9 protein-coding genes are annotated in these 12160 nt (G+C 44.5%); 2 read left to right on the top strand and 7 right to left on the bottom strand.

Features of this window, described 5'->3' with window-relative positions; genetic code table 11:
* Positions 1-19 precede the first annotated feature (19 nt).
* Positions 20-1792, bottom strand: a complete 1773-nt coding sequence (locus PR799_RS11860; protein ID WP_154628069.1) for a PTS ascorbate-specific subunit IIBC — start codon at positions 1790-1792, stop codon at positions 20-22.
* Positions 1793-2219: 427 nt separating this feature from the next.
* On the opposite strand from PR799_RS11860, the gene ulaR reads away from it, so the two are divergent.
* Together ulaR and ulaG are read left to right on the top strand one after the other, a co-directional pair.
* Positions 2220-2975 (top strand): HTH-type transcriptional regulator UlaR, encoded by a 756-nt coding sequence (gene ulaR, locus PR799_RS11855; protein ID WP_036950625.1) that lies wholly within the window; start codon positions 2220-2222, stop codon positions 2973-2975.
* 115 nt (positions 2976-3090) lie between these two features.
* Entirely contained in the window at positions 3091-4158 is a 1068-nt protein-coding gene (gene ulaG / locus PR799_RS11850) for an L-ascorbate 6-phosphate lactonase (protein ID WP_272522146.1), read from the top strand.
* 104 nt (positions 4159-4262) lie between these two features.
* On the opposite strand, the gene PR799_RS11845 is transcribed toward ulaG, so the two are convergent.
* The 6 genes from PR799_RS11845 to atpG all read right to left on the bottom strand — a co-directional run bounded on the left by PR799_RS11845 (position 4263) and on the right by atpG (position 12130).
* Positions 4263-5558: an SLC13 family permease gene (locus PR799_RS11845; RefSeq protein ID WP_272522144.1), complete on the bottom strand. Its 1296-nt coding sequence runs from the start codon at positions 5556-5558 to the stop codon at positions 4263-4265.
* A 231-nt stretch (positions 5559-5789) separates the two neighbouring features.
* The gene (glmS, locus tag PR799_RS11840; protein WP_272522141.1) at positions 5790-7622 is read right to left on the bottom strand and encodes a glutamine--fructose-6-phosphate transaminase (isomerizing); all 1833 of its coding nucleotides are present in this window, start codon (positions 7620-7622) and stop codon (positions 5790-5792) included.
* 286 nt (positions 7623-7908) lie between these two features.
* A complete protein-coding gene (gene glmU, locus PR799_RS11835; protein ID WP_272522140.1) occupies positions 7909-9279 on the bottom strand; it encodes a bifunctional UDP-N-acetylglucosamine diphosphorylase/glucosamine-1-phosphate N-acetyltransferase GlmU in 1371 nt (456 codons plus the stop codon).
* 123 nt (positions 9280-9402) lie between these two features.
* Positions 9403-9828 carry a F0F1 ATP synthase subunit epsilon gene (locus PR799_RS11830; protein ID WP_006660646.1) on the bottom strand — a complete coding sequence of 142 codons (426 nt, stop codon included), beginning with the start codon at positions 9826-9828 and terminating at the stop codon, positions 9403-9405.
* 21 nt (positions 9829-9849) lie between these two features.
* Positions 9850-11232: a F0F1 ATP synthase subunit beta gene (atpD, locus tag PR799_RS11825; RefSeq protein WP_006660647.1), complete on the bottom strand. Its 1383-nt coding sequence runs from the start codon at positions 11230-11232 to the stop codon at positions 9850-9852.
* Between the two features lie 34 nt (positions 11233-11266).
* Positions 11267-12130: a F0F1 ATP synthase subunit gamma gene (gene atpG / locus PR799_RS11820; RefSeq protein WP_006660648.1), complete on the bottom strand. Its 864-nt coding sequence runs from the start codon at positions 12128-12130 to the stop codon at positions 11267-11269.
* Between the last annotated feature and the right edge of the window lie 30 nt (positions 12131-12160).

The raw sequence follows: 12160 nt of genomic DNA, 5'->3' as shown, positions 1-12160 counted from the left end.
ACAAATTTAGTTATTGGATTTATTTCGATTCACTAAAGTTATTATGAATAATCGCCAGTAATTCATCGCCAAATGAGTTGGGATTTAACATATTCTGCACACCCAGTACGAATTTACCTTCCCCCGCATCCATTTCAGAAGAGAGATGCTTGGAAGAGACAATAATGTCTGTATTCGCCAATTTTGATTTGTAATCAGAGACAGCGCAGGAATCCATCACATGAGGAATGCCTTTACCTTCAAGGTACTTAGCAATTTTCATTTTCATCATCATCGATGAACCTTGCCCATTACCACATACCGCGAGAATACTGACGGGTCTAGCACCCGTAGAAATAGGCTGTTCTATTGGTTCGACAGACGCATTTTCAACACTCAGCTCCACTTGTGGCTCTGCTGCCGTAGCGGCTTGTGCATCTTCTTCCGCACGCAATCTTTTCGACGCAAAATACATGTAAACAAACGACAGTCCAATCAAGACAAAGAAGAAATATTTGGAGAAGGAAAGCCCCTGCATCACCGGCGGGAACACTAACGCCCAGTCGGCCATGCCCATCCAACCGCTAAAATCCGTTCCTTGCTGGCTAAATAATGAAATCGCCCATGCAGACCCAACAACTTCAATGATCCCCATCACGAAACAGATTTTCATGACCGCTTTCCAGCCACCGAAATGGTTAGCAAATACCCCAATTGTCGCGTTGGAGAAGAACATCGGGATAAAGCCAGGAATAATCATGATCGGGGAACTTAATCCCAACATAATCAATACCGCAGTAAACTGCCCCAACGCCCCCCACATAAAGCCGAATACCATGGCATTAGGAGAGAAAGCGTAAATTGCGGCACAGTCAATGGCGAGTACCGCGTTAGGAATAACGCGCTCGGAAATCCCTTTAAACGCTTCAGAAAGCTCAGCAACAAACATCCGCACACCAGTAACAATAATCTGAATGGCGACCGCGAATTTCAAACCCGTTTCGAGAATATAGATAGTCCAATGGGTTTTCCCTGCCATTTCTTGCAAGTTAGTTAACCCAAAGGAAAGAAGAATAATGCCGAAGAAAACGGTCATCACAATCGCGGTGGCTGCGATGCTATCATGGAAAATATGCAGCCATTTCGGTAGCTTAAGATTATCAACGCTATCGTTTTTATCACCGAGTTTATGGGCAATTTTAGTGGCAACCCATGATGCGACTTGCTGCTGGTGACCGATTGAAAACCCAGCCCCCCCAGTAACTGATTCCGTTGGCTTAAACATTATATTGGATGAAATTCCCCAATACAGCGCCATGAGAACGGCTGAGTAGATAATGGTTTCCCACATGCTGGTGCCCAGCACAAAATAGAATACGGCGATCAATCCCGCTTGCTGGAACATGATATGCCCCGTCAGCATTATGGTGCGGATCCCCGTAATACGGCGGAAAAGTACCAAAAGAATATTAATCGCCAATGCAATCAGAACCGTATATCCAACCCATGAATAGTTATCCCCCATGGTTTCCATGGTGGCCATCATTGAGGTGTATGGGTCGATAACTGAACCGGTAAGGTGATGATACTCTGACATTTTTGCAATGACAGGTTTGAAGCTGGAGACTAATGTATCGGCTCCCACTTGCACTAACATAAAGCCGACAATCGTTTTTATGGTTCCCTTCAGGATGGTTGTGCCATCTCTCTTTAGAAGCCAGTAGCCAATCAATGTCACTAATCCCAGTAATAACGGGGCTTTGGTCATCACTTGGCTGTAAAAAATATAGAATGAGTCATACAGAAAATCCATATTTTTACCCCTAAATCAAATTTAGTGTGAATTATTATCTTATTTAAAATTACATTACCCTGATCACAGACAAGCATTCTCACGCTATAATCAAACAGTTCATCAATTTAATCACTCAAATACATTTTGTAATCATAAGTAATCACCATTTGCTCATTTATGATTATTTAAAGTGACACTTTTTGACCAGTAAAAGACCCTACATTTGTTGAGCCGATCACAACAAATATAGTAAAAATCAATATTTACATATAGTTAAAGAATTAAATTGGCATGGGTAATTTTTGAATTTAGTGAGTTGACAATTTTCACCACGATCATATAGAATCAAATTCAATCATTTTGAGTCAAAAGTTGTCATGGTACTGTGATTATAATAATCATCACTAAAGACGAAAAATGATTATACAGAAATAAGGCGCTACACATGAATGAGACACAAAGACATCATGAAATTTTGTCTTTATTGAAAGAAAATCAAATCATTAACGTATCTTTTATCACAAAACATTTTGATATCTCGCCTGCAACTGCTCGCCGAGATATCGCCAAGCTGGATGAGCAAGGCAAACTCAAAAAAATACGTAATGGTGCAGAGCGCATTGAAGAAAAAAGACTCAGATGGTCACCGCTGAATATCAACAGCACCGACCATTATGAGGAAAAATCACAAATCGCCATGAAAGCGGCAGAACTTTGCCAACCGGGAGATAGCGCTGTTATCAACTGTGGATCCACCGCATTTTTGCTAGGACAGCAACTGTGTGGAAAAGGGGTTCAGATAGTAACGAACTATTTCCCCCTCGCCAGCTATTTGATTGAAGAAGAACATGAAGATGTGGTTCTGATTGGCGGGCAATATAACCGAACACAAGGTATTTTCCTCAATCCAGCATTAAGCACATTGATGGGATATGCCGGTAACTGGATGTTTACTTCAGGGAAAGGTTTAACCGAAACAGGGCTGTACAAAACAGATATGCTGACTGCGGTCGCGGAGCAACAGATGCTCGATCGTATTGATAAATTGGTTGTCGTTGTGGATAGCTCAAAAGTCGGAAGTCGAACAGGAATGTTATTTTGCCCTGCCGAAAAAATTGACTATCTCATCACTGGTAAGAACGCCGATCCAAAAATTATCAAAGCCATCGAAGCCCAAGGCACGCAAGTCATCCTTGTATAATTAGATTAACTATCTAATTCAACGAATTAACAAATTTATTCTGTATTTCGCCTTATTTTCATGAATAAGGCGCTAATCCCTTACATTTGAAATTCTGGATAGGAAAGGTGTTGCTATGAGTAAAGTAAATGAAATTACCCGTGAATCTTGGATTTTAAGTACATTCCCAGAGTGGGGAACCTGGCTCAATGAAGAGATCGAAAAAACCGTCGTAGAACCAAACACATTTTCTATGTGGTGGCTGGGCTGTACAGGTATTTGGTTGAAAAGCGAAGGTAATACTAACATTTCCATCGATTTTTGGTGTGGTACAGGTAAAAAGACCCAAAAAAACCCACTGATGAATCAGCAGCATCAAATGATGCGTATGGGCGGAGTTGAAGCCCTACAACCCAACTTACGTACCGCGATTTTTCCGCTCGACCCCTTTGCGATTAAAGATGTCGATGCCATTTTGGCATCCCATGACCACGCTGACCATATTGATGTCAACGTTGCGGCGGCAGTGCTACAAAACTGCGGAGACCACGTTAAATTTATTGGTCCACAAGCCTGCGTTAACCTATGGACAGGTTGGGGTGTACCGGAAGATCGCTGCATTGTGGCCAAAGTGGGCGATGTGATTGAAATTGGCGATATGAAAATCCGTGTTTTAGATTCATTCGACCGTACAGCGCTAGTGACCTTACCAAAAGGCGTTTCTTCCCATGACAAAGCCATTTTGGACGGTATGGATGAGCGTGCAGTAAACTATTTGATTGAAACCACTGGTGGCTCGCTGTATCACTCTGGAGATTCTCACTATTCCAACTATTATGCGGCGCACGGCAACCGCTACAATATCGATGTTGCACTGCTTTCTTACGGTGAAAACCCGCGCGGTGTCACCGACAAAATGACCTCTTCCGATATATTGCGTGCAGCAGAATCACTAGATTGCACGACGGTTATTCCATTCCACCACGACATTTGGGCTAACTTCCAAAATGATCCTCGTGAAATTGAAGTGCTATGGAATATGAAAAAAGAGCGTCTGCAATATAAATTTGCCCCATTCTTCTGGCAAGTTGGCGGGAAATATACCTACCCAACCGATAAAGGGCGCATGCATTATCAGCATTTCAGAGGCTTCCAAGATATCTTTAAAAACGAACCTGAATTGCCGTATAAAGCCTTCTTGTAAGGTTGATATCGATTAAAAAACAAAATCCGGTCAGGCGTATTCCTGACCGGATTTTTATTATCTTTATAAAACCGCTAACTACATGTCGGTCACCCAAATCGTGATTAAGGGATCACGCCCAGCAATTTAAACCAGAAATAATCCAGCGGCACCAAGAGGAAAAAGGTCAAAATAAACAGGATCAGGCACAGCCTCACCCCATCCATTAACGGCACTTTACCCATTCCCATCGCGACAACAATCGGGGACGCTTGATAAGGCAATAAAGGTGTCGAATAACCGATAACTTGTACCATTAAAACCGCAATCAGCGGTAAGCCCGTGGCATTAGAGAGTGATTCCGCTAACGGTGTATAGAGTGCTGGAACGCCGTTTGCCGTCACCACAAAGTTTAAGCCGCTAGTCAGTCCCACTAAGCTACCAAAATCCATAAACGGGCTATTTGGGTCAAGTGGCAGCATCTTTTGTAAGTAAGTACCAACCACCATTCCAACATTGGAATAACTCACCAATGTTGCTAGGCTCAAAATCCCTGCCACATAGATACATGTGCGGATATTCACCGCTTTAACAAACTCGTCATTGGTGACAAAACCAACTTTAGGCAACAAGCAGAAACATGCCGCGACGAGTCCCACCCATGCCGGTGAAATGCCGTGTGTAGTATCCGTTATCCAAAAAAGCAACGTGACCGCCAGCACAACACCGAGCTTTTTCTCATCGCGGCTCATCGGTGGTAAGTTTTTTTGCTCAACCACCTGCTGCAATTTGGCAGGAAATAGAAAATAGATACACAGCACCACCATTGCGCCTTTAATCAATCCCAAGATTGGCATGTGCAAGAACAGGTAATTTAAATAGGAAAGTTTAAGGTGATAAGTAGTTTCTATCGCCCCCGCCATAACAAGGTTGGGCACGTTCGCAGGTAACACTGTCGCAGAAAGCTGGAAGGTACCGAAACCCACTGCCAACGCTAACCCGATGCGCCCTCGGCTGCCACTTTCTAGCCCGACTTTATCCGCAATTGCCATTACAATCGGCATCAGTAACGCAATTCGTCCCATATTCGACGGCATAATAAACGCCAACCCATACGCGAGGATCACCACGCCAATGATCAATGAGAGCCAGGATTTGGTAAAACGTCCTGAGATATGCTGCGCAATACGTTCCGCCAGCCCCACTTTATTGATGGCAAACCCAAGAATAAAGCCGCTTAAAACGAGCCAAAATGCTTCTGAGGTAAACCCTGAGAAAATCACATTGGTTGGCGCTAGATGTAAACATGCCGCTGCTGCTAAAAACAGTAATGCTACTAAATATTCTGGTAGTTTTCCTGTCGCCCAAAACCCTATCGTGATTGCGATGACAACCGCACTTAACCATTCAATCTCTGCCATCCACGTCGCCTTCTGCTGATTTTTATTGTTGTTTATTATTGCTCAATACTGCATCAAGAAAATTAAGTATACGTGAAATTGATAGCGAATAGATGCATACACAAGCAACTAATTAGCATCGGTTTGTTATAGTTCAGCAGGGAAATTTAAATGATGAGTAAGAATAGAGAAGCAATAAAAAGCCGGTGTACTGTTACAGGACACCGGCTGGATTTTTAAATCAGTGCGAGATTACTCAACCGTCACTGATTTTGCCAAGTTACGCGGCTGGTCTACGTCAGTTCCTTTGATTAACGCAACATGGTAAGAAAGCAGTTGCAGAGGAACGGTATAGAAAATTGGTGCGATTAACTCTTCTACATGCGGCAGGGGAACAATTTTCATGTTTTCACTTGCCACAAAACCAGCATCTTGGTCAGCGAATACATACAGCAGACCACCACGCGCACGAACTTCTTCAATGTTAGATTTCAGTTTTTCTAACAGTTCGTTGTTCGGTGCAACGATGATAACCGGCATATCCGCATCAATTAATGCTAATGGACCATGTTTTAATTCGCCCGCGGCATACGCTTCAGCGTGAATATACGAAATCTCTTTCAGTTTCAGTGCGCCTTCAACAGCGATAGGGAACTGATCGCCACGACCTAAGAACAGCGCGTGGTTTTTGTCTGAGAAATCTTCCGCTAACGCTTCAATCACTTTGTCTTGAGACAGCATGCTTTCAATACGCGCTGGCAGTGCGTGAAGTGCATGAGCAATACGCTCTTCCAGTTCTGGGTTAGCCCCTTTCAGGCGTCCCATATACGCCACCAGCATCAACAATACCGTTAATTGGGTTGTGAATGCTTTGGTGGAAGCGACGCCAATTTCCGCGCCCGCTTTGGTCATCAGAGAAAACTCAGATTCGCGGACTAATGAAGATGCGCCAACGTTACAAATCGCCAGAGACGTTAAGTAGCCTAACTCTTTAGACAAACGCAGAGCGGCTAGTGTATCCGCCGTTTCCCCTGATTGGGAAATGGTGATCATCAAGCTGCCTTTACGGTGTGCTGGTTTGCGGTAACGGTATTCAGACGCAATTTCCACGTCACAAGGAATACCCGCCAGTGATTCAAACCAGTAACGTGCAACCATACCAGCGTTGTAGGAAGTCCCACAAGCAACGATTTGGATATGATCGACTTTAGACAGAATTTCGCTAGCTTTCGGGCCTAATTCGCTAAGGTCGATACCATTATCTTGGTTAAAACGCCCTTCGAGGGTGTTTTTAATCGCCATCGGCTGTTCATAGATCTCTTTTTGCATGTAATGGCGGTATGTGCCTTTATCACCTGCATCGTATTGAACATTCGATTCGATTTGCTCACGTTCAACTGGCGCGCCTTGCTTATCAAAAATACGCACAGTGCGACGAGTAACTTCCGCAATATCCCCTTCTTCTAGGTAGATAAAACGACGAGTCACAGGCAATAATGCCAGTTGGTCAGAAGCTAAGAAGTTTTCGCCAACACCCAGACCGATAACCAACGGGCTACCAGAGCGGGCTGCGACTAATAATTCTGGGTTGCGGCTATCCATAATCACGGTGCCATAAGCGCCACGTAATTGCGGGATCACGCGCTGAACCACTTCCAATAATGTACCGCCTTGCTGCTGTTCATGGTGAACAAGGTGCGCAATTACTTCAGTGTCAGTGTCTGAACTAAAGATATAGCCGAGTTTTTTCAGCTCTTCTTTCAGTTCTAAATAGTTCTCGATAATTCCGTTATGAACAACGGCAATGTAACCCGAGGTATGAGGGTGAGCGTTACGCTCGCTTGGAATACCATGAGTTGCCCAGCGAGTATGCGCGATACCCGTTCCACCAGAAACTGGGTTCTTTTCTGCTTCTTCCGCCAGCATTTGTACTTTACCGACTTCACGTAAGCGTTGCAGATGACCTTCATGATCAACCACCGCCATACCCGCAGAGTCATAACCACGGTATTCTAAACGGCGAAGACCTTCTAACAGAATTTCCGCGATATCACGTTGTGCGACAGCACCAACAATTCCACACATATTAAGTTATTCCTAAATAAAGGGGTTCTTCCCCTCTTATTGTCGCAACCTGATTATTGTTCAGCTTTCGCTGTTCCCCAGCCTTGTAGAAACGGGGAATTTATTGTTTTGTTTGCTACTTTGTAGCGATTTTTATATTAAAAAATACTGACCGACATTGCTTAGACTGCTAATTCTTAGATAGCTAATTCTTAGATAGCTAATTCTTAGATAGCTAATTCGTTCATAGCTAATCATAGGAGAGACTTGAATATCTCTCCTCTATATTTACTTATGTTTTATTTACTTATTTTTTCTTTACTGGGCGCTGCCAGTTTTTAATGTGAGTCTGTTTCACGCGGCTCACCACCAGCTCCCCTTCGTTAATATCACGAGTGACCGTGGTGCCAGCACCAATGGTTGCGCCATTAGCCACACTCACAGGAGCAACTAACTGAGTGTCAGAGCCAACAAATACATCATCACCAATAACTGTTTTAAATTTATTCACACCATCATAATTACAGGTGATCGTGCCCGCACCAATATTCACATTACTACCAATCTGAGCATCACCCAGATAGCTTAAGTGACCCGCTTTAGAGCCTAAGCCCAGCGTGGCATTTTTCATTTCAACAAAGTTACCCACATGGGATTTCGCTGCTAATTTAGCACCAGGGCGTAAACGAGCGAAAGGTCCAACAGTACATTCCGTGGATAATTCAGAATTTTCAATGACTGAGTATGGGCTGATAACTGAGTTATCGCCAATCACACAGTTTTTCAGTACGCAGCCTGTTTGGATCTGAACGTTATTACCCAGCGTCACGTTACCTTCGATGATCACGTTGGTGTCGATCACCACATCGCGACCGTGAGTTAAGGTTCCGCGAATATCAAAACGCGCAGGGTCGATAAGCATCACACCCGCTAACAGTAATTTTTCAGCTTGTTCTTTTTGGTAGATGCGCTCTAACGCTGCTAATTGCAGACGGTTATTAACCCCTTCCATTTCACTGAGGTGGCTTGGGTGAACGGTCGCAATTTTATTACCTTCTTTATGAGCAAGGGCAATGATGTCGGTGATGTAGTACTCACCTTGGGCATTGTTATTGTTCAGTTGGCTCAGCCAGCGATTAAAGTCTTTGCCGCTTGCGACCATAATACCGGTGTTGATTTCTTGGATTTTACGCTGCTCTTCACTGGCATCTTTCTGCTCAATGATACCAACGACTTCGCCGTTTTCACGGATAATGCGACCATAACCGGCTGGGTTATCGAGGATAACAGTCAGTAAGCCAATGCCGCCTTCTGGCTTAGCTTCTACCAGTCGTTGTAATGTGTCTTTCGCAATCAGCGGTACATCGCCATACAGCATGACAATGTCTTCGTCATCTTGGAAGTGGGGAGCGGCTTGCTGCATTGCGTGACCGGTACCCAGTTGCTCCGCTTGCAGAACCCAATTGAGGTTTTGTTCACCCAGTTTTTCTTTCAGTAAATCACCGCCATGTCCGTATACCAGATGAATATCCGACGCACCGATTGATTTCGCAGTATCAATCACATGCTGAACCATTGGTTTACCTGCGAGTAAATGCAGAACTTTAGGTAAGTCTGAATACATCCGTGTGCCTTTACCGGCAGCTAAAATCACGACACTTTTTCTTTGCACAGTCATATTTTCCTGAAACTCCAACTTTGGGGTGAAAGTAAACCTATTTCCTGCATAAATTACTACATATTTCGCACAAATAAAAAAGCCAGTTAGTCAAACTAACTGGCTTTTTCTATATTGCTATCATTACATAAGCTTTTTAGTTAACTCGATAACTCGAAGTTTCGCTATTGCTTTTGCAAGTTCTGCTGATGCCTGAGCATAATCAACATCGCCGTGTGCTTTGCGGACATGTTCTTCCGCTTTGCGTTTAGCTTCCACTGCACGAGCTTCGTCTAAATCTTTACCACGGATCGCTGTATCAGCGAGTACGATAACACCTGTTGGTTGAACTTCTAAGATACCGCCGGAGAGGTAAATTAGCTCTTCTTCACCAAACTGCTTCGTAATGCGTACCATGCCCGGTTTTATGGCAGTCAGCAGCGGGGTATGCTGCGGATAAATCCCCAACTCACCTTCACTACCTGTCACCTGAATTTTTTGTACTAAGCCTTCAAACATCTGTTTTTCCGCGCTTACTACTTTCAGGTAGTATGTCATTGCAGCTACCATATCAACCTCTCGTCAGATGGATTAAAGCTTTTTCGCTTTTTCCACAGCTTCTTCAATGGTACCAACCATGTAGAACGCTTGTTCTGGCAGGTGGTCGTAATCACCGTTCAGGATGCCGCTGAAGCCACGGATAGTGTCTTTCAGAGAAACGAACTTACCTGGTGAACCGGTAAAGACTTCTGCAACGAAGAATGGTTGAGACAGGAAGCGCTGGATCTTACGAGCACGAGCAACAACCAGTTTGTCTTCTTCAGACAGTTCATCCATACCCAGGATTGCAATAATATCTTTCAGTTCTTGGTAACGTTGCAGAATAGACTGAACGCCACGAGCAACATCATAGTGCTCTTGACCAACTACCAGTGGGTCTAATTGACGGCTGGTAGAATCCAGAGGGTCAACCGCAGGGTAGATACCCAGAGATGCAATTTGACGGCTCAGAACTACAGTTGCGTCTAAGTGAGCAAAGGTGGTTGCTGGTGATGGGTCAGTCAAGTCATCCGCTGGTACGTATACCGCTTGAACGGAAGTGATAGAACCAGTTTGAGTTGAGGTAATACGTTCTTGCAGAACACCCATCTCTTCCGCCAGCGTTGGTTGGTAACCTACTGCTGATGGCATACGACCTAACAGTGCTGATACTTCAGTACCTGCCAGTGTATAACGATAAATGTTGTCAACGAACAGCAGTACGTCACGACCTTCGTCACGGAATTTCTCAGCCATAGTCAGACCAGTCAGCGCAACACGCAGACGGTTTCCTGGTGGCTCGTTCATCTGGCCATAAACCAGTGATACTTTATCCAGAACGTTTGAGTCGGTCATTTCATGATAGAAGTCGTTACCTTCACGGGTACGCTCACCAACACCGGCGAACACTGAGTAACCTGAGTGCTCAATCGCGATGTTACGGATCAGTTCCATCATGTTTACTGTTTTACCAACACCCGCACCACCGAACAGACCTACTTTACCACCTTTCGCGAATGGACAGATTAAGTCCATTACTTTGATACCGGTTTCCAGCAGTTCAGTTGAGTTAGCTAACTCTTCGTAGCTTGGTGCAGCACGGTGAATAGACCAGCGCTCTTCTTCGCCGATATCACCTTTCATGTCGATTGGTTCACCCAGAACGTTCATGATACGTCCCAGAGTTGCTTTACCGACTGGTACTTCGATTGGGTGCTCTAGGTTTACAACTTCTAAACCACGGCTCAGACCGTCTGATGTACCCATTGCGATACAACGGACAACACCACCACCTAACTGTTGTTGAACTTCCAACACCAGTTTTTCTTTACCGTTAATAACCTCAAGAGCATCGTACACTTTTGGTACGTTATCTTGAGGGAACTCGACGTCCACAACGGCGCCGATTACCTGGATAATCTTTCCAGTAGCCATCTTGAATCCTCTACGTAATTCGTAAACCTAGCTGTTAAACCGCGGCAGCACCAGAAACGATCTCGGTCAGTTCCTGAGTAATGCTGGCCTGACGAGCTTTGTTGTAAACCAACTGCAACTCTTTGATCAGGTTTCCACCGTTATCTGTAGCGGCTTTCATCGCTACCATTCGAGCGGCCTGCTCACTAGCTAGGTTTTCAACGACGCCCTGATAAACCTGCGACTCGATATAACGACGCAGCAGGGTATCCAGCAACGCCTTAGGATCGGGTTCATATAAATAATCCCAAGATTTCTTCTTCAGTGTTTCGTCATCGCTTGCAGGCAATGGCAGTAATTGAAGAATCGTTGGCTCTTGAGACATTGTATTGACGAACTTGTTGTTCACCACATACAGTTTATCTAAACGCCCTTCATCATAGGCTTGTAGCATAGAGTTAACTGGGCCAATCAGGTCAGAAAGGGTCGGGTTATCCCCCATTCCGGTTACTTGTGAAACGACATTGCCGCCTACAGAACCGAAGAATGCTACCGCTTTAGAACCGATTAAAGCCAAATCAACCTGAACGTTTTTCTCAGACCACGTTTTCATGTCTGCCAGCAGTTTTTTGAACAGGTTAACGTTCAAACCACCACACAGACCACGGTCTGTTGAAACAACCAAATACCCGACACGCTTAACTTCACGCTCTTCGAGATATGGGTGTTTATATTCCAGATTACCTAATGCAAGGTGACCAATCACACTGCGCATGGTTTCTGCATAAGGACGGCTGGCCGCCATGCGTTCCTGCGTTTTACGCATTTTGGACGCCGCGACCATTTCCATCGCTTTAGTGATCTTCTGCGTGTTTTGCACGCTTCCAATCTTGGAACGTATCTCTTTTGCGCCGGCCATTTCTGCTTCTCCTTATTAACCAGACGGCCC

Source organism: Providencia sp. PROV202, assembly GCF_028479565.1.
GTDB lineage: Bacteria > Pseudomonadota > Gammaproteobacteria > Enterobacterales > Enterobacteriaceae > Providencia > Providencia zhijiangensis.
The sequence above is the reverse complement of the archived record's forward strand: the minus strand, read 5'-3'. Positions and strand labels throughout refer to the sequence as shown.

Excerpts from the sequence above, each read along its gene's own strand:
- PR799_RS11860 (WP_154628069.1), bottom strand. The coding sequence starts at position 1,792 with ATGGATTTTCTGTATGACTCATTCTATATTTTTTACAGCCAAGTGATG.
- ulaR (WP_036950625.1), top strand. The coding sequence starts at position 2,220 with ATGAATGAGACACAAAGACATCATGAAATTTTGTCTTTATTGAAAGAA.
- ulaG (WP_272522146.1), top strand. The coding sequence starts at position 3,091 with ATGAGTAAAGTAAATGAAATTACCCGTGAATCTTGGATTTTAAGTACA.
- PR799_RS11845 (WP_272522144.1), bottom strand. The coding sequence starts at position 5,558 with ATGGCAGAGATTGAATGGTTAAGTGCGGTTGTCATCGCAATCACGATA.
- glmS (WP_272522141.1), bottom strand. The coding sequence starts at position 7,622 with ATGTGTGGAATTGTTGGTGCTGTCGCACAACGTGATATCGCGGAAATT.
- glmU (WP_272522140.1), bottom strand. The coding sequence starts at position 9,279 with ATGACTGTGCAAAGAAAAAGTGTCGTGATTTTAGCTGCCGGTAAAGGC.
- PR799_RS11830 (WP_006660646.1), bottom strand. The coding sequence starts at position 9,828 with ATGGTAGCTGCAATGACATACTACCTGAAAGTAGTAAGCGCGGAAAAA.
- atpD (WP_006660647.1), bottom strand. The coding sequence starts at position 11,232 with ATGGCTACTGGAAAGATTATCCAGGTAATCGGCGCCGTTGTGGACGTC.
- atpG (WP_006660648.1), bottom strand. The coding sequence starts at position 12,130 with ATGGCCGGCGCAAAAGAGATACGTTCCAAGATTGGAAGCGTGCAAAAC.